The 25,293-nt window shown below is 75.0% G+C and carries 14 protein-coding genes; 9 read left to right on the forward strand and 5 right to left on the reverse strand.

Features of this window, described 5'->3' with window-relative positions; translation table 11 throughout:
* Window positions 1-121: 121 nt before the first annotated feature.
* A complete protein-coding gene (locus GNZ18_RS36350) occupies window positions 122-3,424 on the reverse strand; it encodes a beta propeller repeat protein (RefSeq protein WP_156221375.1) in 3,303 nt (1,100 codons plus the stop codon).
* A gap of 168 nt (window positions 3,425-3,592) precedes the next feature.
* Window positions 3,593-5,098, reverse strand: coding sequence for a sulfatase family protein (locus tag GNZ18_RS36355; RefSeq protein WP_156221377.1), 1,506 nt, complete (start codon window positions 5,096-5,098; stop codon window positions 3,593-3,595).
* A 195-nt stretch (window positions 5,099-5,293) separates the two neighbouring features.
* On the opposite strand from GNZ18_RS36355, the gene GNZ18_RS36360 reads away from it, so the two are divergent.
* Window positions 5,294-6,760 (forward strand): family 43 glycosylhydrolase, encoded by a 1,467-nt coding sequence (locus GNZ18_RS36360; RefSeq protein WP_156221379.1) that lies wholly within the window; start codon window positions 5,294-5,296, stop codon window positions 6,758-6,760.
* Here GNZ18_RS36360 and GNZ18_RS36365 read toward each other — a convergent pair.
* From GNZ18_RS36365 to GNZ18_RS36375, 3 genes are read right to left on the reverse strand one after another with little or no spacing between them, the layout of a single operon-like run.
* On the reverse strand, window positions 6,742-7,680 hold the full coding sequence (locus GNZ18_RS36365; protein WP_312874945.1) for a glycosyltransferase: 939 nt from the start codon (window positions 7,678-7,680) through the stop codon (window positions 6,742-6,744). The two genes, GNZ18_RS36360 and GNZ18_RS36365, sit on opposite strands and share 19 nt — an antisense overlap.
* Window positions 7,677-8,888 (reverse strand): hypothetical protein, encoded by a 1,212-nt coding sequence (locus GNZ18_RS36370; RefSeq protein WP_156221381.1) that lies wholly within the window; start codon window positions 8,886-8,888, stop codon window positions 7,677-7,679. The genes GNZ18_RS36365 and GNZ18_RS36370 overlap by 4 nt, the downstream gene beginning before the upstream one ends.
* Window positions 8,885-10,102: a hypothetical protein gene (locus GNZ18_RS36375; RefSeq protein WP_156221383.1), complete on the reverse strand. Its 1,218-nt coding sequence runs from the start codon at window positions 10,100-10,102 to the stop codon at window positions 8,885-8,887. Before GNZ18_RS36375 ends, GNZ18_RS36370 begins: the two co-directional genes overlap by 4 nt.
* A gap of 179 nt (window positions 10,103-10,281) precedes the next feature.
* Between GNZ18_RS36375 and glf the strand changes: the two genes are divergently transcribed.
* The 8 genes from glf (at window position 10,282) to GNZ18_RS36415 (ending at window position 25,284) form a co-directional block, all read left to right on the forward strand.
* Complete coding sequence (gene glf, locus GNZ18_RS36380) at window positions 10,282-11,448, forward strand: UDP-galactopyranose mutase (protein ID WP_312874946.1); 1,167 nt, start codon at window positions 10,282-10,284, stop codon at window positions 11,446-11,448.
* Entirely contained in the window at window positions 11,445-13,484 is a 2,040-nt protein-coding gene (locus GNZ18_RS36385; protein WP_312874947.1) for a glycosyltransferase, read from the forward strand. Before glf ends, GNZ18_RS36385 begins: the two co-directional genes overlap by 4 nt.
* A complete protein-coding gene (locus GNZ18_RS36390; RefSeq protein WP_156221385.1) occupies window positions 13,481-14,347 on the forward strand; it encodes an ABC transporter permease in 867 nt (288 codons plus the stop codon). The genes GNZ18_RS36385 and GNZ18_RS36390 overlap by 4 nt, the downstream gene beginning before the upstream one ends.
* Before the next feature lie 2 nt (window positions 14,348-14,349).
* Entirely contained in the window at window positions 14,350-15,138 is a 789-nt protein-coding gene (locus GNZ18_RS36395; protein WP_242891252.1) for an ABC transporter ATP-binding protein, read from the forward strand.
* A 92-nt stretch (window positions 15,139-15,230) separates the two neighbouring features.
* Window positions 15,231-17,918, forward strand: a complete 2,688-nt coding sequence (locus GNZ18_RS36400) for an HAD family hydrolase (RefSeq protein ID WP_156221387.1) — start codon at window positions 15,231-15,233, stop codon at window positions 17,916-17,918.
* Window positions 17,908-19,767 carry a class I SAM-dependent methyltransferase gene (locus GNZ18_RS41595; RefSeq protein ID WP_216651559.1) on the forward strand — a complete coding sequence of 620 codons (1,860 nt, stop codon included), beginning with the start codon at window positions 17,908-17,910 and terminating at the stop codon, window positions 19,765-19,767. Before GNZ18_RS36400 ends, GNZ18_RS41595 begins: the two co-directional genes overlap by 11 nt.
* Before the next feature lie 269 nt (window positions 19,768-20,036).
* Window positions 20,037-22,133 (forward strand): coiled-coil domain-containing protein, encoded by a 2,097-nt coding sequence (locus tag GNZ18_RS36410; RefSeq protein ID WP_156221389.1) that lies wholly within the window; start codon window positions 20,037-20,039, stop codon window positions 22,131-22,133.
* Between the two features lie 133 nt (window positions 22,134-22,266).
* A complete protein-coding gene (locus tag GNZ18_RS36415) occupies window positions 22,267-25,284 on the forward strand; it encodes an ATP-binding protein (protein ID WP_156221391.1) in 3,018 nt (1,005 codons plus the stop codon).
* The last annotated feature ends 9 nt before the right edge of the window (window positions 25,285-25,293 follow it).

Below are 25,293 nucleotides of genomic sequence, written 5' to 3' on the forward strand. Positions count from 1 at the left end.
AACAACGGCTCGATCCGCGCCCAGGCGGCATCGGTGAGCTCATGACGACGCACCATGTCCACCATCACAACCCAGGACACAGATCAGCCTCAGCCAAACACCCAGATCCACCGGACAGGACCTAGGGGACGGGACGGCTCCACAGCACGGGCTGGTCGGCGCCCGCGTCGGTGCTGCGCCCGACGCCGAGCAGCGAGTTCCTGAACGCGGCGAGCCCGGTGACCTGCTGGTCGCCCGCCCCGCCGAGCCCGGTGCCGCCGGGCGTCGTGCTCTTCCAGGACGAGCCGTCGGCGGACGTCCACGAGACCACGTCGGCGGCGCCGTCCTGCTGGACGGTGCCGGTCCCCGCGAAGCCCTTCGGGGTCGCGGCCAGCGCGGTCGTGATGACCTCGTTCGTCCCGCCGCCCGGCACCGGCAGCGGACGCCACGTCCGGCCCGCGTCGGACGAGGTGTAGCCCAGCCACACGAGGCCCCGCGGCGTCGCGGCGATTCCGGCGGTGACCAGCGTGTTCCCGCGCGCGGCGATGTGCGTGAGGTGGCCCTCGGTGATGCCGCCGGGCAGCGGCAGGTTCTGGAGCGACCACCGCTTGCCGTCGCGCGACGTCCACACCGCGGGGTGGTTGCCCTTGGCGTCGCGCTCGCCGCCGACGGCCGCGAATCCGGACGACCCGGCGGAGGCGACGTCCAGCATCCAGTGGCTGCGGTTCTTGGCGCCTTCGAGGGCGTTCCGGCCGCCGCTCGTCCCGCGCTCCCAGTTCTTGAGGTCGCCGGAGTACCAGGTGACCGCCGAGAACCCCTCGATGCCGACGACCACGTACCCGCCGGGACCGGACGCGGCGGCGGAGGTCACCGGGACGCCGTTCCGGGTGGCCCGGAACGCGGCGGCGTTGTCGGCGGCCTGCCAGGTCGCGCCGTCCGCCGAGGTCACCACGAGCGCGCGGCGCGGCGCCGACTGGTCGTAGCCGACCGCGAGCCAGCCCGCCTTCCCGCCCGCGACGTCGATGAGCTGCTGCGGCCCCGGCCGGGTGAACGCGGCGCCGAGCCCCTGCGCGGGCTTCCAGGCGCCGCCGTCGGCCGAGGTCCAGGCGGCGGCGTCACCGGACGCGCTGCCCACCGCGACCGCGAGGTCGCCGTTCACCCCGACCGTGCGGACGGTGTGGTCGGGACGGATCGCGCCCGGCACCTTCGCGAGGTCGACCGGGACGGCGGTGCCCGCCGCGTCCCACACGCCGAGCATGGGGTCCATGTCGCCGCCGCCGGGCTCGCGGCCGACGACGACCGTCCGCCCCCCGGCGAGCGCGCCGCCGCGGATCTCCCGCTGCGGCCTGGTCTCGACGGTGCCCGCGTCCTTCCACGCGGCGCCGTTCGCGCTGCGCGACAGCAGCACGTCGCGGCCGCGCACGACGACCGCCGCGAACCCGCGCTCGTCGCCGAGGACCTGGCTCGTCCGCTCGTAGCCGCCGGTGGTGAGGTTGCCGGCCCTGCGCCACTGCGAGCCGTCCCTGGACGCGAACGCCTGCGCGTACGCCTTGCCGCCGGCCCGGATCTCGCGCAGCGCGAGGAACCCGCCCCCGCCGCCGCCGATGATCAGGCCGCGGCTGCCCCTCGGCACCGGCACGTCCGAGGCGGACCAGGTGCGGCCGCCGTCGTCGGAGCGCCACACCTTGCGGTAGGGCGGCTTGTTGCGGCCGGGGGTGACCAGGCCCTCCAGCAGGATCACCTTGCCGCTCGCGGCGGCCTCGACCAGCGAGAACGTCCCCCGGTCGATCTGCACGCCGATCTGGTCGCCGGTGCGGGCCTCCCAGCGGCGCCCGTCGGCCGACAGCCACACGGCGGGCGCGGCGTCGCTGAAGTCGCCCTTCTGCGAGTGGTCGCCGACCGCCATGTACCCGCCGCCGGACGCGACGATCCGCCGGACCCGGTCGTTCGCGCCGAAGACGCCGCCGACCGCGTCGGGCTCGCGCCGCCACTCCCGGCCGTCCTCGCTGGTCCACACGACGCCGGTGCCGCCGGTCCGGGTGCCGACGGCGACCCAGCCCTCCGCCGACCCGCCGACCGCCTGGGGCGTCTCGCCCGGACGCGGCGCGCCGCCGTCGGGGCCCTGCTGGGCGGCGGGCTTGAACGTGCGCCCGCCGTCCACAGACACCAGGAACAGGCCGCGCACGGCCTGCACGTCGCTCTCGCCGCCGACCGCGACGACCGTCGAGCCCACGGACGCGACGCCGTTGAGCTCCTGGTCGCGGCCGTCGGTGCGGGCGCCGCCCTCCACCGGGAACAGCGACGCGGCGAGCCTGGCGCTCTCCTTGCCGCCGCCGTCGCCGTCGTCGCCGCCGAGGCTCGTCACGGCGAAGAAGCCCCCGGCGGCGAGCACCGCCGCGACCGCCACGCCCGCGACACCGACGAGCAGCGGCTTCTTGCCGCGCTTGCGCTTGGTCTTGCCGGGCCCGGCGGTGCGCCAGGGCTCGTCGATCGCGGGCGGCGCGGGGAGCGGCGCCGGCTGCGGCGCCGGTCGCGGGGCGGGCTGCGGGCTCTCGTAGGCGGGCTGCGGGGGGTGCCCTGGGATCTCCTGCGCGTAGGGGAACGGCTCGGCGCCGCCGCCGGTGGACGGCAGGGGCGGCGCACCACCGCCGGGGATCTCCTGCGCGTAGGGGAACGGTTCGGCGGCCGGGGGACTGGACGACGGGCCGGGTGTCCCCGGGATCTCCTGCGCGTACGGGAAGGGCTCCGGGGCGGGGGCGGGAGCGGGCGTGCCGGGGATCTCCTGCGCGTACGGGAACGGCGGGGGCGCGGACGCCGCGGGCGGGACCGGAGGTGCCGGGGGCGCGGGCGGCACGTCGGGCTGCGGGGGCGCCGGAGGCCGGGCGGGCGGAGGCACGGGCGTGTCGATGTGCGTCACGTCCGGGTCGGGCTGCGGGAAGTCGAACTGCGTCTTGTCGTTCTGGGCACTGTCGTTCTGGGCGCTGTCGTCGTCCGCGTACGGGAACGGCGGCGGCAGCGGGATGTCGGTCGAGGTCAGCGAGGCCGGGTCCGGGTCCGGCTCCGGCTCGGCGGCCGGGGGAGCGGGCGGCTTCGGTTCGTCCTCGGGCCGCTCCTCCTGCTCCGGCCGCTCGTCCTGCGGGTTCCGCTTCTCGAACACCTGCGTCTTGTAGGCGCCCGCGAGGTCGCCGCCGACGATCGTCTTGTCGTTCTCGGAGTCGTCACCGGGCTCGCCGGGCTCGACGGCCGGTTCGGCGACGGTCTCCTCGGCGGGCGGGGGCGAGGGGGGCGCGGGCGGCGGCTCGGGCAGCAGGTTCGCGCCGCCCGGCCGCGGGCCGTCCGAGAGCCACTGGGGCGGCGGCGGGGCGCCGAAGCCGTCCGGGGCGGCCTCCGGCCGGTCGTGGCCGTTCTCGTCGTCCGGCGTGTCCGGAGCCTTGGGTGGGGTCACGCCCGTCTCCCCCAGTCGGTCGGTCGGGTCGGTCGGCCAGTGCGGTCGAACGGTTCGATCAGGTCGGGTCGGTCGATCCATGACCTCCGCGGACCAATGTGTCGCCAGCGATGATAGCGATCGGTCCGGGTGCCCTCGTTCGGCCCCGCTCGGCGCCCGGAACCGGGCCTAGCGCGTGCGTCCCGCGGACATGCAGCCCGCGCCGGAGCAGTGCGTCAGCGCGTAGAGGAGCGCGGACAGCTGCCGCCGCCGGTCACGCTGGAGCCGTCCTCCCAGGTTGTCGAGCTGGTGGGGGTCGCGGGTCATGTCGTAGTACTCGCGCTCGCCGTTCTGGTACTCCACGTAGAGGGCGTCGGGCAGGCGCAGCGCGTTGTAGGTGGGCGGCGCGCCGGGCGAGGAGTCCTGCCGGTCGGGGTCCTGCGGCGACGGCGGCGGCTTGACGTGCTCGACCAGCGCGGCGGTCCGCCAGTCCGGCGGCCGCGCGCCGCGCAGGAACGGGACGAGCGAGCGCCCGTCGGTGGCGGGCGGGACGGCGGCGCCCGCGATGTCCAGGAACGTCGGCGCCAGGTCGGTGTTCTGGACGATCGCCCCGGTGCGGCCGCCCGCCTCGACGCCCGGCCCGACCACGACGTAGGGGACGCGGATGTCGGTGTCGAACGCCGTCATCTTGCCGCCCGCGAGCCGGTGCTCGCCCATGTGGAAGCCGTTATCGGAGCCGAAGACCAGGTAGGTGTCCTTGTCGAGGCCCTTGGCCGCGAGCGTCCGCCGCAACCGCGCGATCATCTCGTCCACCGCCTGGACCATGCGGGCGCGGTCGCGGAACCCGCGCTCGATGCCCTGGAGCCCCGGGCTGCGCAGGCTCGGACGCGCGCGCAGCCAGGACGGCTTGTCACCGACGTCGGCCTCGTTGAACGCGGGCGTGCGCGGCGCGCGGACCCCGGGGAGCGCGCCCGCGTGCCGGGGCGCCGGGACGAACGGCCCGTGCGGCGCGAACGTGGCGACCTCCATGAAGAACGGCTTCCCGGCGGCGGCCGCCCGCCGGACGAAGTCGTCCGCCTTCCCCGACAGCACGTCGGTCAGGTAGTCCTGCGGCGCCTGCCCGTGGTGGACGAGGCGCCCGTTCTCGTTCAGGTTGTAGTTGTACTCGGGGTAGCCGTTGCCCGTGACGTACCACTCGCTCCACCCGGGCGGGACGTACGGCGCCGGGCCGCCCTGCCTGTCGCCGGGCTGGTAGCCGTTGAGGTACTTGCCGAGGAACGCCGTCCGGTACCCGGCCCGCTGGAGCCCCGCGCCGAACGACGCCTGCTCGCCGCCGTGCGCCTTGAAGACCCGGTAGCCGCCGTCCGGCGGGAAGTTGGTGCGCACCCCGGTGTTGTGCGGGTACTTGCCGGTCAGGATCGTGGACCGGGACGTGCAGCACAGCGAGTCCGCCACGAAGAAGTTGTCGAAGGTGAGGCCCTTCGCCTGCATGTCGCGCACCTGCGGCATGTGCGCGATCAGGTTCCACGAGAGGTCGTCGGTGAGCACGAAGACGATGTTCGGCTTGCCCGGCGGCGCCGCCTTCGGGGCGCCGCCCTTGCCCTCGCCGCCCGAGCACCCGACCAGTGCCAGCGCCAGGACCAGGCAGAACAGGGCCGCCGGCGCGGGTCTCGGGAGCCGCCGTCGATGGATCAAGCCCGCCGCCCCGTCCCGTGCCGATGATCAAGTGCCGTTGGCAGCGTAACGATTCGATGGGCGTTTCGCTCGGAGAGTGACGGTTCGCCCGCCTTGTGCTGCTGGTTCGCGATGCCGGTTCGCGATGCCGGTTCGCGGTGCCGGTTCGCGGGCTGGTTCGCGGTGGCAGTCACGTTGTTGGCATCATGCGGGGGGATGAACAGATGGGCCGGGGATCCGCGACTGCGCGGGCCGCTGACGCCGCTGATCGCCGGGGCCGCCATCAGCGCCGTCGTGGCGCTCGTCGTCGCGGTCGCGAACGCGTGCGTGCCCGGCTCGGGGAGACCGGAGGCGCGGCCGAGCAGGCCGGCCGCGGCGTCCGGGGCGCCCGTGCCGAGCCCCGCCGGGACGCCGGGGCCGATCACCCCGCCCGGATACGCGCCCGACAGGCCCGTGCTCGGCCGGCCGTTCGCCGACCCATCGGTGATCAAGGTCGCGGGCACCTACTTCGCCTACGGCACCAACAACGGCGAGGCGGCGATGCCCGTCGCCACCGCGCCCTCGCCCACCGGCCCGTGGACGCGCACGCCCGGCGACGGACTCGCCCGGCTCCCGGCCTGGGCCACCACCGGGCGGACGTGGGCGCCGGAGGTCGTTCCGCCGCGTCCGGGCCAGGCGTCCTACACGCTCTACTTCTCGGCGCGCCGCAAGGACGCCGACGTCCAGTGCATCGGGGCGGCGACCGCGTCGTCGCCCGCCGGGCCGTTCGTCCCGGTCGAGGGGGACCCGCTCGTGTGCCCGCGGCAGCTCGGCGGCGCCATCGACCCGGCGTCCCACATCGAGCCCGACGGGACGCGCTACCTGCTCTACAAGAGCGACGCGCGGGAGACGTCGTCGATCTTCCTCGTCCGGCTGAGCCCGGACGGCCTCGGCATCGCCGCCGCGCCGGTCAAGCTCATCGGGCACGAGTCCGAACCCGTCCTGGTCGAGGCGCCCGACCTGGTCAAGCGGGGCGGGAAGTACGTGCTGCTGTACTCCTCCGGCTGGTACTTCCGGTCGAACTACCAGACCCGGTACGCGACCGCGCCGTCCATCGAGGGCCCCTACACCAAGGCGCCGGCGCCGCTCCAGTCGACCGAGGCGTACGGGCGGCGGATCGACGGGCCGGGCAGCGCGGACGTCCTCAGCGACGACACCGGCGACTACCTGGTCTTCCACGGCATCATCGGCTACCACGGCGGTGCGAACGTGAACCGCGGCATGTACGTGGCGCCGCTCGGCTGGGACGGGGCGCGGCCCGTCGTGCGCGGCGTCCCCGTCCGGTACGAGGCCGAGGCCGGACGGCTGAACGGCTGCGTCTCCGCGCTCGACCGCCCCAACGCCTCCGGCCGGAAGGCGGTCGGCCCGTTCGACCGCGACGGCTGCCGCCTGGAGGTGCCGGTGTTCGCGCCGACCGCCGGGCGCTACACCGTCCGGACGCAGTACGCGAACCGGTCGGGCCGCGACACCGACCTGGAGCTGTCGGTGAACGGGACGGCGGGCGCCCCGGTGCGGCTGCGCGCGACCGGGGGCGCCGACTGGACCTCGGCCGCGGCGGACGTCGAGCTGGGCGCCGGATGGAACACGCTCGGCCTGCGCCGCCTGACCGGCCAGGGCCAGGTCGACTACCTGGAACTGCGGTAGGGACCGGGCGGCTCCACTCCCACCTCGCGCAGCAGCGCCTCGGTCGGCCGCGGACGCGTGAACAGTCCCTGGCGCACGCCCCGCACCAGCGCCCGCCGCAGCACGGCCCGGTCCTCGGACGCGGCGAACGTGCGCGCCCACCGCCGCGCCGTGGACCCCGCGTACAGGACGCGTTCGGGCGGCGCGAGACCCCGGCTGCCGGTGAACAGCCAGATCTTGTTGCGGACCTCGTAGAAGAACCGGTCGCCGGGGTCGGTCTCGGTGCCGCCGAACGCCCGGGTCTTGTGGACGGCGACGCTCGCCGGGCAGAGCAGCCCGCGCCGCCCGCGCAGCAGCCGCGTGGTGAACTCGAAGTCGTCGTTCCACAGGAAGTAGTCGGCGACGGGCAGCCCGCGCTCGCGCACGGCCGCCGCGTCCACCAGCACGGACACGAACGACGCGGAGCGGATCGGCACGCAGCCCGCCGCCCGCGCCGCCTCCGTCTCGGCGGCCGACGCGCGGGGCTTGGCGCGCGGGGTGTTCATCGGGTGGTCGCGCCCGTCGGTCCACACCACGCGGCTGGCGACGAGCGTCGGAGGGCCACCGGCGGCGCGGTCGCGCGCGTCCAGCAGCGCGCGGAGGGCGCCGGGCTCCGGCACGGTGTCGTCGTCCAGCAGCCACAGGAGGTCGGAGTCCAGCGCGAGCGCCATCCCGGCGCCGAAGCCGCCCGCGCCGCCCACGTTGCGCGGCAGCTCCCGCAGCTCCACGCCGGGGAAGCGGTCGCGGACCATGGCGGCGGTCCCGTCCCGCGAGGCGTTGTCGACGACGACGATCCGGTCGGGCGGGCGGGTCTGGGCGCCGAGCGCGGTCAGCGCCTCCGCCAGCAGCTCGCGCCGGTCGAAGGTGACCACGACCGCCGCGACGGTCGGCGCCGCGCTCACGGGGCGCGCCGTCCGGTGGCGCGCCGGGCGGCGCGCCGCAGCACGGGCGACGGCGCCTCGGCGGCCTTCAGCAGCCGTTCGAGGTTCTGCCTGACCTCGGCCATCTCACCGTGCAGGTGCGCCAGCCCGATCCGCTCGTTCGTCCGGGCCAGCCCCTCCAGCAGGTGCGCGACGGCGCCGACGGCCGCGGCCGCGACCAGCTCCTCCGGGACGTCGCCGGGCAGCAGCGCAGCCTCCACCGGCGTCCGGGCCGTCGTCAGGTCGGCGAGGTCGCCCGCCACGTCGTAGCCGGACGCGCGCAGCGACGCGGCGGTCTCCCGCGTCCGCGCGGCGGCCCACTCCCGGTGCCGCTCGGGCAGGCCCATCGGCGTGCGGCCCGTCTCGTCGGCCGCGCGGGCGAGCCCGCTCCCCACGAGGTGGTCGCCGACCATCCGCTCGTAGTCGGCGCCCAGCGCGGGCGCGATCCGCACGTTCAGCCGCCGCAGCAGCTCGGCCTCGACCGCCGACAGCGGCTCGTCCGCGTCGATGCCCTCGATGTCGCAGGCCCCGGCGTCGATGCCGGTCAGCGCGCAGAAACGCGTCCACAGCGGCGCCGGCGACCCGCCGGGCGGCGGCAGCGTGAGCACGTGGACGCGCTCCTTCGGCACGGCCGTCGCCCACGTCGCGAGGACGCGCACCGGGTCGTGCAGCCCCCAGAACATCTCCCCGTACGGCTCGGGCGCGTCGATCCCGAACGCGACCAGGTCGTCGACGAACCGCTCGAACGTGATCGAGTGGGTGTGCCGGACCTGCTCCTGCCAGTCGAGGATGAGCTGCCAGCCGAGGTCGCGGGTGGCGAACACCACGTGCACCTCGGCGGGCTCCAGGTCCGCCACCGCGCGCGCGGCCTGCTTCTTCGACACGCCGCCGAGGAGCCCCTGCGACAGGACGACGGTCCCGCCGTCCCAGTCGCGGGCGCGCCCGGCCACGCGCTCCCACGTCCCGTCCCAGGACGGGTCGCGGTGCCCTCCCCAGCTCATCTCGCGCAGGTCCATGACCGCCGCGAAGTCCTCCTGCGGGGCGGTGACCGGGTAGCAGACCCCGGCGTCGCCGAGCCGCAGCCGGTTCGCCCACAGCGCCCGCTGGAGGAACGCGTCCCCGGCGGTGGGCGCGCCGACATGCAGCCACACCCTCTTCTCCGGACCATGCTCGCCCACGAGAGCCCTCACCTCCTGTCCTGGATGCGGCGGTAGGCGCCCCCGACCCGCCGCACGGCCGGGTACCGCTCGGCCGCGTTCCGCGCGGCCCGGTGGACGAGCGGCAGCGCGCCGTGGGCCAGTCGCCCGGTGCGGTCCGCCAGCTCGGCCGCCTCGCCGCGCAGCCGGTCGATCTGATCGCGCGCCGGTGGCGTCCCCTCGGCCCGCCCTTCCCGCTCCCGGACGCGCAGCAGCAGCGCCGCGGCCGCGTCCACGGCGACGTCGGCCAGGTCGGCGGGGGGCGGTTCCGCCGACTCCGCCTCCGCCGCGCCCTCCACCGGGACGAGTTCGTACAGGTCGCCGACCACGTGGTACCCGGCCGCGCGCAGCCCCTCGGCCGTCTCGATGGCCCGCTCGGTCGCCCACGGCAGGTCGCCGGCGGGCAGCCTGATCCTGACCGGGTCCGGACGGGCGGTCAGCACGTCCTGGGCGAGGTAGTGCTTGACCACGTCGTTGTAGGCGGGCCATCCGAGGCCGTCGTCCAGCGCGCCGTTGAGGAGCCGCAGGAACTCGGTCTCGGCCAGCCCCAGCGACGGGTTCGTGTACGGCACGGCCAGGTCGTACCCGTCCGGGACGAGCCCGACCGCCGCGCAGAACCGCCGCCAGAGCAGGTCCCGGGGCGCGCCGGGCCGGGGGAGCGTGACGACGTGGACGCGGTCCGGCGGCAGCGAGGCGCCCCACCGCTCCAGCACCGCGACCGGGTCCTGGAGGCCCCAGAACAGCCGCGCGCTGTCGATCCCCTGCCAGTTCCGGTGCCGCAGCGCCGCGACGAAGTCGGGGAAGGACGTCGTGAACCGGTTCTTGACGTCCTCCTGCCAGTGCGCCGGGATCTGCCGGGCGAGGTCGCGGGCCGTGAACACCACGTGGACGTCGAGGAAGCCGAGATCGGCCAGCGCCCGCGCGACCTCCTCCTGGGTGGCGGGCGCGAACAGCTCCTGCGAGAGGATCACGTCGCCGTGCCAGGCGCGGGCCTCCTCCACGAGGGCGGGCCACGCTCCCCGGACGGACAGGTCCGCGGCCCCGCCGAAGAACGTCTCGCGCAGGTCGAACGCCGCGCGGACGTGCGAGGCCGAGTCGCCGCCGGGGTACAGGAGGCCGTCCCCGCGCAGCCGCTCCCGGTTGTGCCACAGGACGTTCTGGAGGTAGGTCGTGCCGCTCTTGGCCGCACCGACATGCAGGTAGACCACGGGCCGCGGCTCTCCGCCGGGAGTGGGTCGGGCCACCGCGATCCTCGGGTTCTTGCCGGTACCGATCGAACCCCGGGTATCTTAGCCGCATTCCCTACCAACAGACCGGTGCGTCGCGTTCGCGTCACCGTCCGCGACACCGGGTCTACCGCTCCCCCCGCACGGGATGGACGCCGTCAGTGAATGTCGACCTCGTGGTGGCCGGATCCGGGTTCTTCGGGCTCACGGTCGCCGAACGGTGCGCCGCCGACCTCGGCCTGCGCGTCCTGGTGCTCGAACGGCGCGGGCACATCGGCGGGAACGCCTACAGCGAGCCCGACCCGGAGACGGGCATCGAGGTCCACCGGTACGGGGCGCACCTGTTCCACACCTCCAACCGGCGGGTGTGGGAGTACGCGAACCGGTTCACGACGTTCACCGGCTACCGGCACCGGGTGTTCTCGACGTTCAAGGGCCGGGTCTACTCGATGCCGATCAACCTCGGCACGATCTGCGCCTACTTCGGCCGCGCCTTCACCCCCGACGAGGCGCGCGCGCTGGTCGCCGGGCACGCGGCGGAGGTGTCGAACCCGTCCAACCTGGAGGAGAAGGCGATCTCGCTGGTCGGGCGCCCGCTCTACGAGGCGTTCATCCGGGGCTACACGGCCAAGCAGTGGCGGACCGACCCGCGCGAGCTGCCCGCCGAGATCATCACGCGGCTGCCCGTCCGGTACACCTTCGACGACCGGTACTTCAACGACACCTATGAGGGGCTCCCCACCGGCGGCTACACCGCGTGGCTGGAGCGGATGGCCGACCACCCCCGCATCGAGGTGCGGACGGAGACCGACTTCCTCGGCGTCCGCGACGACGCGGCCGGGAACGTCCCCGTCGTCTACACCGGCCCCCTCGACCGCTACTTCGGCTACGCCGAGGGCGACCTCGGCTGGCGGACGCTCGACTTCGAGACCGAGGTCAGGCCGACCGGCGACTTCCAGGGGACGCCCGTCATGAACTACGCCGACGAGGACGTCCCCTACACGCGCGTCCACGAGTTCCGCCACTTCCACCCCGAGCGGGAGTACCCGTCCGACAGGACGGTGATCATGCGGGAGTACTCGCGGGCCGCCGCGCGCGGCGACGAGCCGTACTACCCGGTCAACACCGCCGCGGACCGCGCCCGCCTGCTCGCCTACCGCGAGCTGGCCAGAGGCGAGAGGGGCGTCCTGTTCGGCGGCAGGCTCGGCACCTACAAGTACCTCGACATGCACATGGCGATCGCCGGAGCGCTCAGCATGGTCGACAACAAGCTGCGCCCCCACTTCACGGGGGCCGCCCGCCTGACAACCGGAGGTGTGCACGAGTGACCGGGCAGAACGGAACCGACCTGCGCGTGCTGCAGCGCGTGGTGATCCCGGTCGACCGCGACCTCGACGTGCTCAAGCTGTACGTCGAGGGCGAGATCGGACGCGGCGCGCAGGCGCTCGCGGCCGAGGCCGCCGCCGAGGACGGCGCCGCCTCCGCCGACGCCGTCGGGCGCCGCAGCCTCGTCGTCCCGGTCGGCGGGCGGGTCTCGTTCGCGACCTACTTCAACGCGTTCCCCGCGAGCTACTGGCGGCGCTGGACGAGCGTGGACGAGGTCGTGCTGCGGGTCCGGATGCGCGGGCAGGCCAACGTGATCGTCTACCGGTCGAGCGCGAAGGGGCACGTGCAGCGCGTGGCGTCCGTCCGGTTCGACTCGCGGGCGCCGCGCGAGGAGACGTTCCGGCTGACGCTCGACCCGTTCATCGACGGCGGCTGGTACTGGATGGACGTCCTCGCGGGCGAGGACGCGGCCGTCCTGGAGCGCGCGGACTGGTGCGCCGAGGCGGGCGGCGTCCGGCAGGGCAGGGTCAGCCTCGGGATCACCACCTACGACCGGCCCGACTTCTGCGTCGCGCAGCTCGCCGCGCTCGGCGGCGCCCCCGAGGTCCTGGACGTCGTGGACGAGGTCCTCGTCGTCGACCAGGGCACCCGGCTCGTCCGCGATGACGCGGGCTTCGCCGCCGCCGCCGAGGCGCTCGGCGCGAAGCTCCGCCTGATCCGGCAGGCGAACCTCGGCGGCTCGGGCGGCTTCTCCCGCGCGATGGACGAGACGCTCAGCGCCGGGACCAGCGACTACGTCCTGCTCCTGGACGACGACGTCGTGACCGAGACCGAGGGCGTGCTGCGCGCGGTCGCGTTCGCCGACTTCGCCCGCACCCCGACGATCGTCGGCGGGCACATGTTCAACCTGTTCGCCCGCTCGCAGCTGCACGCCTACGGCGAGACGATCGGGCGGTACCGCTGGTGGTGGGAGGAGGCGCCGCACACCAGGCGCGAGCACGACTTCGCCGCCGAACCCGACACGAACCCGAACCCGCGGCTGCGCGGGAGCGCGGGCGGGCTGCGCGAGACCAAGTGGCTGCACCGGCGCGTGGACGTCGACTACAACGGCTGGTGGATGTGCCTCATCCCCGTCGACGTCCTGCGCAAGGTCGGCCTGTCGATGCCGATGTTCATCAAGTGGGACGACGCGGAGTACTGCGTCCGCGCGGGCGCGGCGGGCTTCCCGACCGTGACGCTGCCGGGCATGGCCGCCTGGCACGTCCCCTGGCAGGACAAGGACGACGGGATCGACTGGCAGTCCTACTTCCACGAGCGCAACCGGCTGGTCACCGCGCTCACGCACTCGCCCTACGAGCGCGGCGGGAACCTGGTCAAGGAGAGCTACATCATCTCGGTGAAGCACGCCCTCGCCATGCAGTACTCCACCGCCGAACTGATGCTGTCGGCGATCGAGGACGTGCTGAGCGGGCCCGGGCACATGCACGCGGGCATCACCGGGAAGCTGGCGGAGATCACCGCGTTCCGGGCGGAGTTCCCCGACGCGCACAGCCGGCCGAGCCACGAGGAGTTCCCGCGCGTGCGGCGGAGCAAGCCGCCCAAGCGGGGGCGCGGGTTCAAGCCGCCGCGCGGCAGGGTGAACGTGCTGGCGAGCGCGATGCTCGGCACGCTGAAGCAGCTCCGGCCGCTGGACCCGGCCGGGCGGACGCACCCGCAGGTCGTCGTCCCGCACATCGACCGGCACTGGAGCCTGCTCGCGCAGGTCGACAGCGCGCTGGTCTCCTCGGCGGACGGCACGAAGGTCGCCTGGTACCAGCGCGACCCCGAGCGGTTCCGCCGGCTGCTGACGCGGTCGTCGCTGCTGCACGCCCGGCTCAGCCGCGAGTGGCCCGAGCTGAGCCGCCGCTACCGGGACGCCGTGGCCGAGCTGACCTCGCCCGAGGCGTGGCGCGCCACCTTCGCGGCCGCCGAGGCGGTCGGAGCCGCCGAGGCGACGGGACTCCCCGAGGTCGCCGAGGCCGGGCCGGGCGGCGAATGACGGCGCCCCTCCTGGACGATCCGCCGCTGCGCCCTCCCGGTGAGGACGGCGGCCTGCGGCAGACGTTCCGGAACAGGTACCTGCTGCGGCTGCTCGTCCGCCGGGAGCTGCGGGCCCGCTACAAGGGGTCGCTGCTCGGCCTCGGCTGGTCCTACGTGCGGCCGGCCGTGACGTTCTCGGTCTACTTCTCCGTGGTCGGCGTCTTCCTCGGCATGGGCAAGCAGATCGAGGACTTCCCGGTCTACCTGTTCTCCGGCATGGTGCTGGTCAACCTGTTCACCGAGACGCTGCACTCGACGACCCGGTCGGTGACGGGAAACGCGCCGCTGGTCAACAAGGTGTTCCTGCCCCGCGAGCTGTTCCCGACCGCGTCCGCGCTGGTGTCGCTGGTGCACTTCCTGCCCGGCATGGTGATCCTGCTCGGCGGCGCCGCCGCCGCGGGCTGGCGCCCCTCGCCCGCCGCGCTCGCCGCCGCCGCGCTCGGGTTCTCGATCATCGTGGTGCTCGGGCTCGGCCTCGGGCTGGCGTGCGCGGCCGTCAACGTGTTCTTCCGCGACCTGGAGCAGGTCATCGACATCTCGGTCATCGTCATCACCTGGTCGGTGCCGATGATCTACCCGTGGACGCACGTCCGCGAGCACGCGCCCGGCTGGGTCCTGGACGCCTACCTCGCCAACCCGCTGGTCAGCGCCGTCTCGCTGTTCCAGCGCGCGTTCTGGCCGCCCGCGACCGGCGACGACTTCACCCTTCCGCCGGACCTGTACGCCCGCGCCGGCCTGTCGCTCGGCGTGAGCGTGCTGGTGTTCCTCGCCGGGCACGCGTTGTTCGCCCGCATGCAGCGCCGATTCGCGCAGGAGCTGTAGCCGTGACCCCCTCGATCGTCATCGACGACGTGACCAAGCACTTCACGCTGCGGCACGCCCGCTCGATCAAGGAGATGAGCGTCCGCGCGCTGCGCGGCGAGCGGTTGTCGGACCGGTTCCGGGCGCTGGACGGGGTGAGCCTGACGATCGACCGGGGCGAGACCGTCGCGCTGATGGGGCTGAACGGGTCCGGCAAGAGCACGCTGCTCAAGCTGATCTCCGGGGTCATGCGGCCGGACGAGGGCCGGGTGCTCGTCCGGGGCCGCGTCGCCGGGCTCATCGACGTCGGCGCCGGGCTGCACCCCGAGCTGACCGGGCGCGAGAACGTCCGCCTCAACGGCGCGATCCTCGGCATGACCCGGCCGGAGATCGAGCGGAAGTTCGACGCGATCGTCGAGTTCTCGGGGATCGGCCGGTTCCTGGACGACCAGGTGAAGTTCTACTCGTCCGGCATGTTCATGCGGCTGGCGTTCTCGATCGCCGCGCACACCGAGCCGGACGTGTTCCTGATCGACGAGGTGCTGGCCGTCGGCGACCCGCCGTTCCGGGAGCGGTGCCTGGAGCGGATCCGGGAGCTGCGCGGGCAGGGCCGCACGATGGTCGTCGTCGCGCACGACATCCAGATGCTCATCGGGCTGTGCGACCGGGGGATCACGATGCGGCAGGGCCGGGTCGCCTTCGACGGGCCGACCGCCGAGGCGGGCGCGCTCGTCCGCGCCGACCGCCAGGCGCGCCGCGCCGCCGCCGCGCTGCCGGACGGATCGAGCTCCCAAATCCCGAAATCGACTTAGATAAGGTGTCCCGGGCTGTGGCGGGCGGCGGCCCGAGAACGTGAGGACCCCGCTCCCGGTCCACGCCCGGGGTCCGGAAGAGAGGTGCGGCGTTGGCCAAGCAGGAGAACGCGGTCCCGCTGCTCGACAACGTCCATCGCGTCATCGCCGACCGGGGCTGCGCGGTCCTGTCGCTGGACGTCTTCGACACGATCCTGTGGCGCCGCGTCCCGCGCCCGAAGGACGTGTTCGCGCTGCTCGGCGCCCGGTTGCGCGCCGAGGGGCTGTGCCCGCCCTGGATGGGCGACGCGACGTTCCGGCGGATGCGGATCGGCGCCGAGCAGACCGCCCGGCGCGGCCGGGTCGGCCTCGGCTCCGAGGTCTCGCTGGCCGACATCTGGCGGTTCATGCCGCTCGACACCCCGGGTGCGCCGTTCGGCGACACGCCCCTGGAGCGGTTCGTCGCCGCCGAGGTCGCGCTCGAACGCGAGCTGACCGTCGTCGACCTCGACATCGCCGAGGTCATCCGGGCGGCGCGCAAGCAGGACGTCGAGGTCGTCCTCGTCTCCGACACCTACTTCACCGAGGACCAGCTCTCCCACCTGCTCGACCGGCCCGAGCTGGGGCCGATGGAGGACGTGCGGGTCTTCCGCTCCAACCAGCACGGCACCGCCAAGTCGACCGGCCTGTGGGAGATCGTGCTGCGCGACCTCGGCCGGGCGCCCGAGCAGATCGTGCACATCGGCGACCACCCGGTCGCCGACGACGAGGTCCCGGCGGGCCTCGGCGTCCGGACCGTGCACTACCGCAGGCTCGACGACCCCTACCGGGACGTGCTGCGCCGCGAGCGCGAGCCCGTCGACCCGCACGGCGACCACGCCCCCGACCTGGACGAGCGGCACGGCGACTTCGGGCTGACGAGCCTGCGCGCCAAGGCCGTCCACTCCGGCGTCCCGTACTCGACCTCGGCGCTGGACGTCGCGTGGCGGTTCGGCGCGGGCGTCCTCGGCCCGGTGCTGACCGGGTTCGCGGAGTGGGCCGCGCGGCGCGCGCACGAGACCGGCACCCGCGTGCTGTGGTGCACGATGCGCGAAGGCGAGCTTCTCTCCCAGCTCATCAACGACGCGGCGCGGGCGCGCGGCCTGGACGTCGAGGCCAGGCCGGTGTGGCTGTCGCGGTTCGTGACCTCGCTCGCCGGGCTCGACGCGCACGACACCGAGGCCGTGCACGCCTTCATCCGCACCGGCTACCGGCTGACCGTCCGGCAGGCGCTGTCGGTGCTGGAGCTCCAGCCCGGCGACGTGCCCGGCCTCGCCACCGAGCTGGACACCGTCATCGACAACGGCGACGTCGCCGACCGGGTCGCCCGCGCGCTGACCGAGACGCCGCACCTGTGCAACCGGCTCGCGGTGACGGTCACCGCCGCGCGCGAGCGGCTGATCCGCGCGCTGCGGGAGGCGGGCGCGCTCGACGGGCCCGACCTCACGCTGGTCGACCTCGGCTGGGGCGGGACGATCCAGCGCCACCTGGCCCGTGCGCTCGACATCGCCCGGATCGACATCGCGCCCGCCGGGCTCTACCTCGCCACCGACGCCCGCGCCGAGCGGGTGTACCTGGCCGGGCTGCGTGCCGAGGGCTACCTCGCGCAGGCCGGGCACCCCGCGGACGTCGCCGCGACCGTGACCCGCAGCCCCGAGATCGTCGAGCAGTGCGTCAACGCGCTGTGCGGGTCGCTGATCGGCTTCACCGAGGACGCCGCGCCGATCCTCGGCGTCGCGGCGGACTCGCCGTCGCAGAACGCCGAGCGCCGCACCGTCCAGGACGGCGTGCTCGCCTTCCAGCGGCTCTGGAACCGGTACGTCACCGCCGCCGCGACCGCGGGCGAGGCTCCCTGGCCCGACCTCGCCGAGCCGGAGGCCGCGCGGAACCGGCTGGCGCGGATCCTCGTCGCGGCGCTGGAGTCGCCGACCGCCGACGAGGCCGCCGTGTTCGGCAACTGGGTGCACGAGGACAACTTCGGCTCCGCGACCGTCACCACGCTGCTGCCCCGCGACCTCAAGCCCGCGATCCCGTACCTGTCCCCGGGCGACCTCCACGACCTGGACATGCGCGACTCGTTCTGGCCCGCGCTGATCTCCGCGTCCGACACCGGGCTCGGCGCGATGGCGCGGGCCGTCGCCGAGGGCGCGATCGACCGGGAGGCGTTCGACCCGGCGGGCGAGCCCCACGACAGCAGGCTCCGCTACCGGACGGCCGACGACCGGTGGCACGAGCCGATCCGGCGGCGCGTCCGGATCAACCACAACGGGCTGTCGTTCGCCCGGTTCCGCTTCGAGCACCACGACACCGTCGACATCTCGATCGCGATCCCGGGGCGCCCGGCGATCGTCCGGGTCGACTGGATCGAGGCGGAGGTCATCGCGGGCGGCCGCCGCCACGGCGAGGTGCTGCGCTGGGACAGACCCGAGGACTTCGTCGGCCTGCACTACGCCGACTGCCGCTACCTCGGCGGCAACCTGATGGAGTTCGACACCTCCTACGCGGCGGTGTGGCTTCCGCTGGCCCGCCGCGCCGGGACGCGGGTCGTCTCCTCCGCGCAGGTCACGGTGGCGTTCGCGATGCTGCCGCAGTCGATGACGGGCATGGCGCCGCGGATGCCGGTGGACCGGCGGGCCGAGCGGTCGGCGCGCGCCGCCCGGCTCACCGAGCGGCTGCGCGAGGAGTACCGCGCGGCGGGGGTCAAGGGCGTCGCGGCGGGCGCCGGACGAGTGGCCAGGAGGAAGCTCGGCGATGGCACATGACGGCTGGACCCCGCCCGTGACCGGGACGCGGGACGACCCGCACGCGCAGGCCCGCGCGGCCCGGGGGCTGCCCCTGCTCGTCCACTCGATGTCGGTGTTCCGGGAGCTGTTCGAGGCGATCGCGCGGTGCCGGAGGATCGGCACGGTGGTCGAGGTGGGCGTGGAGTCCGGGCAGGTCAGCTCCCTGTACGCCGACCTCGGCGCCGACGTCCACTGCGTCGAGCCCAGCCCCGACGCGCAGATGCGCGCCGTCGTCGCGGCCGACCCCCGGCTGCACCTCGTCGAGGAGGCGTCCCCGGGGGCGCTGGCCGGTCTGCCCGCCGCCGACCTCTACGTGCTGGACGGCGACCACAACTACGCGGTCGTCCGCGCCGAGCTGGCCTGGATCATGGAGCACGCCCCCGACGCGGTCGTCGTCCTGCACGACGTGCTGTGGCCCTGCGGGCGCCGCGACACCTACTACCAGCCGTCCCCGCTGCCGCCCGGCGACCTCCACCCCGACACCCCGGACGGCCCGACCGTCTGGCACGACGACCCCACCCCCGCCGGGTTCGTCGGCGGCGGCGCGTACACGGTCGCGCGGCACGCGGGCGGCGAGCGCAACGGCGTCCTCACCGCCGTCGAGGACGCCGTGCGGGAGGCGGACGGCTGGCGGTTCGAGGTCGTCCCGGCCGTGTTCGGCTTCGGCGTCCTCGTCCGGGACGGCGCGCCCGGCGCGGCGGAGGTCGTCGAGGCGCTGCGGCCCTACACCTCCTCGGGCCTGCTCGCGACCCTGGAGAACAACCGGATCGCGCTGTACACGCGCGTCCTCCAGTTGCAGTACGAGGCGAAGGCGCGGATCGCGGACGCGAACCGGCTCACGGAGACGATCACAGCGCAGCGGCAGGAGATCGAGCGCCTGCGCGCCGGGGACCGCGACCCGGCCGGGCCCGACGACGGACCGGCGGGCGGGCCCGCGGCGGGCGGCTTCGTCGAGAGCGTCGCCATGCACGACGAGCGGTGGGGCGGCTTCCTCGCCCCCGACGGCGACCTCGCCGCCGCCGCTGACCCGCACGACCTGCTCGGCATCCCGATCCTCGGCGGCCACCGCGCCGACCTCGGCGCCTTCGCCGGGCGCAACGCCGTGTTCGACCGCATCGCCGCCCGCGCGGCGGGCGTGGACCTCGCCTACGAGGACCAGTGCAGCGCCCAGCACTACTTCGACGTGTTCGGCTGCGTCGAGCGCGAGCACCGCTCGGTCACCCGGCTCGTGGACGTCGGCGTGTTCATGGGCGGGTCCGCGGCCGTCCTCGCGGGCTGCGTCGAGCCGATGGGCCTGGAACTCGACCTCGTCGACGTCAACCCGGGCTTCCTCCAGTTCGCCTACGAGCGGGTGCGGCGCGTCTTCCCCGGCGCGATGCCGCGCGTCCGCATGTTCCTCGGCGACCTGCCCACCTACGTGCGGAACGTCCTGCTCGCCGAGGAGGGGACGCGCGCGCTCGTCCACCACGACGGCGCCCACGACTTCGACCAGGTCGTCAAGGACCTCAGCGCGCTGTACTTCGCCCGCGACCGGGTGCACGGCGTCGTGGTCCAGAACACCCACCTGCGCGGCGCCATCGAGCACTGCAACTTCGTGGACGCCGCCGTCCACGCGATGTTCGGCGTGGACGTGAAGTACCACCCGCTCGGCGCCCGCTACCCCGCCGACGCCCCGGTGACGCACCCGAACCGGTGGAACGGCAACTACTTCCTCGCCGATACGCCGGAGGGCATGTACGTCCCCTTCGACGGGGCGGACTGGAAGTACCCCCACCCGACGATGGAGCTGGACGCGTTCATGCCGGTGAAGGCGCCCCGGGCGGGCTGACCTCCCCGGCGGGGCCCTCGCACCGGTCCATGCCAGTTCGCGGTGGCCGGATCCGGCCACCCTCCGGACCGGGCGCGCCCGATGTTTCCCGCAGGTTGACGTGGTGACCGAATTGCAGGCGCAAGTCGGTCATCATGGGTCCTGTTCCTCGAACGACACGCGGAAACCCGGCAATCTCTTTACTGTGTGTGGTGTAAGAAACCAACCCGACCACCCCCAGGCGTTCCTCCTCATCCCGCAACTCCCAGGGGTCTCTCGACGTGACTGACATGGCGAGCGGGTCCGCGACGGCGCGGCTCACCCAAGGCGACCGCGTCCACGTGGGCTGGCGCTATGCGCAGGCGCACCCGGACCCCGGGCCGCCGCCCGGCCTGCCCGAGCGCACCCGGCCCGGTCCGGTGCCCTCGACCGCCCGGCGCCCGGCCGAGCACATGGCCGCCCGCCCGCTGCGGACGGCCGCCGGCGGCGCGATCGCCGGGGCCGCGCTGTTCCTCGCCTGCGGGATCGCGGGCTTCCTGCCCTGGCCCTTCGCCGGGGTCGCGCTGCTGGCCTGCGCGGTCGTCCTCGGGATCACCGGCGGTCCGCTCTGGCGGGACGAGCGGGCCGTCCGCGAGCGCCTGGCCGCCGAACGGGAACGTGACGAACGCGAGCGCGCCGCCCGCGACCGCGAGCGCGCCGAGGCCGAGCGCGCCTACGGCGAGGCCAGGACGGAGTGGGAGCGCCGCCACGCCGCCTACGAGAGCCAGCGCGAGTGGTACCCCGTCGCCGTCCCGCCCGGCGTCGACCGGGTCGACGTCGTCGGCGGCACGCTCGCGGGCTGGTCCGCCGCCGTCACCACGATGGGCGCCGCGCGGCTGGCCGTCGGCGCCCGGCTCACCGTCATCGACCTGTCCGAGGGCGCGGTCGCGCACGACCTGCTGCGGCTCGCCGCCGACCGGGGCGACGACCCGCTCGTCTGGGTGCTGCCCGCCGACCTGCCCCGGCTGGACGTGACGCGCGGCCTGCGCCCCGAGGCGCTCGCCGACGTCCTGTCGCTGGTGGTCTCGGCGGGGGAGGAGCAGGACGGCACCCGCGACCTCTCCTTCGACAACTCCATCCTGGAGCGGCTCATCGAGGTGCTCGGCCCCGGCGCGGGCATCCCGCGCATCACCGCCGCGCTGCGCGTCCTCGCCCAGGTCGGCGACCCCCGCGACGACCTGCGCCGGGGCCTGCTCACCGACGAGCAGCTGCACCGCATCGCCACCCTGTTCGGCCGCGACGCCACCGACCGCATCGTGATCCGCCGCGCCTGGGCCCTGGAGGCGCAGCTCCGCAAGCTGGAGCGGCTCGCGACCGAGCGGGTGGCGCTGCCGCCGTCCCGGCTGCACGTCGTGTCCATGGACCGCCGCGCCGGGGTGCTCACCAACCGGATCCTCGGCACCTACGTCACGACCGCGCTGACGCACCGCGTCCGCGAGGCGCCGCCCGGCGGGCGCTGGGACCACACGCTGTTCCTGTGCGGGGCCGAGAAGCTGCGCGGCGACGTCCTGGACCGGCTCATCGACGCCTGCGAGGCCACCGGCACCGGGCTCGTCCTGATGTACCGTTCCATCCCGGCGCACGTCCGCGAGCGGCTCGGGCGGCGCGGCCACGCCGCCGTCGGGTTCATGCGGCTCGGCAACCCCGAGGACGCCCGCGTCGCCGCCGAGCACATCGGCGCCGACCAGCCGCTGCTCGTCGCCGAGATCACCGACTCCGCCGGGGAGACCCTGTTCGACTTCGCGGGCGAGAGCTACGCCAGCACCGTCGCCTACGCGCGGCCGAGCGGCGACGGCCTCACCGACCCCGCCTGGTCGCCGCTGCCCGCCCCGGCCGCCGACGACACCGCGCTCGTCGAGGGCATCAGCTCCGCCACCGCCTGGGGCCGCACGGTCTCGCCGCGCCGTGCCGACGAACGGCGCGCCGCCAAGCAGCGCTTCCGCGAGCTGCTCGCCGAGCCCCTGCAACTCCAGGAGCTGCCGCCGACCGCGATGGTGTTCACCCACGCCGGCGCCACCGGCCGCCGCATCATGCTGGTGGACGCCAACCCCGGCATCATCACGCTCCCCACCGCGCACTCGATGGAGTTCGAGGAGTACGTCCGCGAGGTGCGCGCCCAGGCCCAGGCGCCGCCCGCGCCGGAGCTCCCCGGCGCCGAGCCGCCCGCCGGGAGGCCCGCCGTCCCGCCCGAGCCGGAGGCGGCGGAGCAGGAGCCCGCCGCGCCGTCCCGGCCCGCCTCGGGGCCGCGGCCGCGGCACGCGCTCCCCCGGGGCGCGAACGGGCGCGGGCCCCGGATCGTCCCGCCCCTCAAACGGGCCGGCCGCCACAAGGCCGATCCGCCGTCCTGACCGCCCGCGTCTGGCGCGTCGGCGGAGGGAGCGCAAGGATGCTGGGGTGATGTCAGGCATGCCGCCCAGGCGGCCCGGGGGGACGCCGGGCGTACCTGGAACGCCGGGGACGCCCGGGACACCGCCTCCCGGAATGTGGGGCGCCGAACCCCGCTCGTCCGCCGTGCGCGATCCGGGCGCCGGGCGGGCGGCGGCGCCGGAGCCGTTCGCGCTCCCCGGCCCCTGGTACCGCATCCAGGCGATCCCCGCGCCGGAGCGGCACGCCTCCGCCGAGTCGGACTTCGTCAGCGTGCTCCCCGCCGCGCTGTCGGCGGCGCGGCGCGGCACCCCGTTCGTGGTCGGCTGGCTGTCGGCGGGCGGCGGCGCGCCGCTGGAGCTGATCACCAACGCGGGCCCGATCGGCGCCGTCCCGGTCGAGGGCGGCGAGGCGCGGGGGCTGCTGTTCCCGAGCGGCGCCCGCGGCGTCCCGGTCGGCGACGGCTGGCTGCGGCAGGCCGAGCGGATGGCCTGGACGCGCTGCCCCGGACGCCTCGCCCCGCAGGCGGGCGCCGCCCCGGCCGCCGCGCCGCTCGGCCCCGGCCTGTTCGAGTCGACGCTCGTCACGCTGATGGAGCGGCCGTTCGGCTGGTTCCTGGTCGCCGACCCGTGCGACGAGCGGCTGATCGACACCGAGATGCGCGAGCTGCACCACGAGCTGCGGATGCTCCGCCGGGGCGAGGACGAGCAGGCCAGGCTCGCCGTCGCCCGCGCCGACCGGCGGCTCGCCGAGCTGGACGCGTTCCGCGAGGCCGGGCTCTGGCAGGTGCGGGTCGTCGCGGGCGCCGCCGACCAGAACGAGCTGGGCCAGATCGCGCCCGTGCTCGTCGGGTCGATGGAGCTCGGCCACCACCCCTACCGGCTCAGGTCCGGGCACGGCAGCGGGCCGTTCAGCGAGACGCTGCGCCCCGCCGCCGAGCCCGCCGCCCCGGCGCGCGCGATGGCCGAGTCCGAGCAGCGGTTCCCGTTCGTCGCGACCGCCGGGGCGCTCGCCGCGCTCGCGGGCCTGCCGCGCCGCGAGGTGCCGGGGCTGCGCGTCCTGGACGCCGGGTACTTCGACGTCACCTCCGAGACCGACGGGCACGCGGCGCCGCCGACCGAGCCCGCCGCGCGGATCGAGCTGGGCGCCATCCTGGACGGCCAGGACCGGCACGTCGGCCGGTTCACCGTCCCGAGGTCCACGATCAACCGGCACGTGTTCGTCACGGGCGCGACCGGCGCGGGCAAGTCGCAGACCGTCCGGCACCTGCTGGAGCAGCTCACCCGCGCGGGCATCCCGTGGCTCGCGATCGAGCCCGCCAAGTCGGAGTACGCGGCGATGGCCGGGCGCATCGAGGACCTCGGCGGGCAGGTCACGGTCGTCAACCCCTCCGACCCGGCGGCGGTGCCGCTGTCGGTCAACCCGCTCGCGCCCGAGCCCGGCTACCCGGTGCAGGCGCACATCGACATGGTCCGCGCGCTGTTCCAGGCCGCCTTCGACGCCGAGGAGCCGTTCCCGCAGATCATGGCGCAGGCCCTCCAGCGCGTCTACGAGACCAACGGCTGGGACGTGGTGACCGGCGCGGGCGTCCCCGGGTCGCTGATCGAGCCCGCCGTCCCGACGCTGGAGCAGCTCCAGAACGCCGCGCTCCAGGTCATCTCCGACGTCGGGTACGGGCGGGAGCTGATGGCCGACGTCCAGGGCTTCGTGGACGTGCGGCTCCGCTCCCTGCGCATCGGCTCGGCCGGGCGCTTCTTCGAGGGCGGCCACCCCGCCGACATCGGCGGCATGCTCCGCGACAACATCGTCCTCGCCATCGAGGACGTCGCCAACGACGAGGACAAGGCGTTCCTCATGGGCACGCTCATCATCCGCATCGTCGAGCACCTGCGGATGCGCGAGCGGCGCCGCGACCGGGCGGGCTCGGCCGGGCCCGCGCTCCGGCACGTCATCGTGATCGAGGAGGCGCACCGGCTGCTGCGCAACCGCGGCCCCGAGCGCACCAGCTCGCACGCCGTGGAGCTGTTCGCCGGGATGCTCGCCGAGATCCGCGCCTACGGCGAGGGCATCATCGTCGCCGAGCAGATCCCGACCAAGCTCGTCCCCGACGTCATCAAGAACACGGCGCTGAAGGTCGTGCACCGGCTGCCCGCCCACGACGACCGGCACCAGGTCGGCGCCGCGATGAACCTCGACGAGGACCAGTCCCGCGAGGTCGTGTCGCTGCGCCCCGGCGTCGCCGCCGTGTTCGCCGACGGCATGGACCGGCCGCTGCGCGTCCGCGTCCCGCTCGGGGAGGGGCGCGAGGCCGAGCTGCCGGGGCCGCCGCCCCCGGTCGACGGCCGCCGCTCGGCCGCCTGCGGCTGCGAGTGCCGCTCCGGGCGGGCCTGCACGCTCTACGAGCTGCGGGAGGCCGACCTCGTCGCGGGCCACCCCGACCGGGGCTGGCTGCGGCTGTGGGCCGACACGCTCGTGCTCGCGCACGTGGTGAACCGGCCGCTGCCCGCCGTCCCGCCCGACCTGCTGCGCGGCTGGTCGCGGCTGCGGCCGAGGCTGCGCGAGTGCGCGCTCGCGACCGTCCTGGAGCAGGCCGTGTCCCGCCGCTCCCGCGCGCTCCGCACCGCCTACCCGCCGGCGGACCTGACCGGCCGGGTCGCGGACGTGGCGCAGCGCGTCCTCGGCGGCGGCGCCACCGGCAGCGCGCCGGGCCCGGCGTTCGTCATCCCGCAGGTGCGGTGGCTGCACGAGCTCGACCGCCTGTTCCCGCACGACCGGCCCGTCCCCGACAAGCACGCGCCCGCGCCACCGCTGGACTACCAGCTCCCCGGCCTCAAGCAGCCCCCGGACGCCCGGCTCGGCCACCGGCTGCGGGCGCTGCGCCGCCACCCGCTGTCGATGGAGCTGGCGCGCAACCGCCCGCTCGCCCTCACCGCCCTGTACGGCGACGACGACCACGCGGGCTTCTTCCGCGACCTGCCGGTCGTCGCGCTCGGCGTCGACGAGGACGAGCAGGTCGGGTACGTCGCCGCGACGATGCGCGTCGACTCCTGGCTGGAGCCCGTGCTGTGCTGGGCGGACCGCTTCATCGACCCCTTCGAGGACCCGGCGGCGGCGCTCCCGTTCCTCAGCGAGTGAGGCGCCGGG

It is taken from the genome of Actinomadura litoris (genome assembly GCF_009733595.1).
GTDB classification, from domain to species: domain Bacteria; phylum Actinomycetota; class Actinomycetes; order Streptosporangiales; family Streptosporangiaceae; genus Spirillospora; species Spirillospora litoris.

Coding starts and splice junctions, on each gene's coding strand:
- GNZ18_RS36360 (WP_156221379.1), top strand. CDS start 5,294: ATGAACAGATGGGCCGGGGATCCGCGACTGCGCGGGCCGCTGACGCCG.
- GNZ18_RS36410 (WP_156221389.1), top strand. CDS start 20,037: ATGGCGAGCGGGTCCGCGACGGCGCGGCTCACCCAAGGCGACCGCGTC.
- GNZ18_RS36415 (WP_156221391.1), top strand. CDS start 22,267: ATGTGGGGCGCCGAACCCCGCTCGTCCGCCGTGCGCGATCCGGGCGCC.
- GNZ18_RS36390 (WP_156221385.1), top strand. CDS start 13,481: ATGACGGCGCCCCTCCTGGACGATCCGCCGCTGCGCCCTCCCGGTGAG.
- GNZ18_RS41595 (WP_216651559.1), top strand. CDS start 17,908: ATGGCACATGACGGCTGGACCCCGCCCGTGACCGGGACGCGGGACGAC.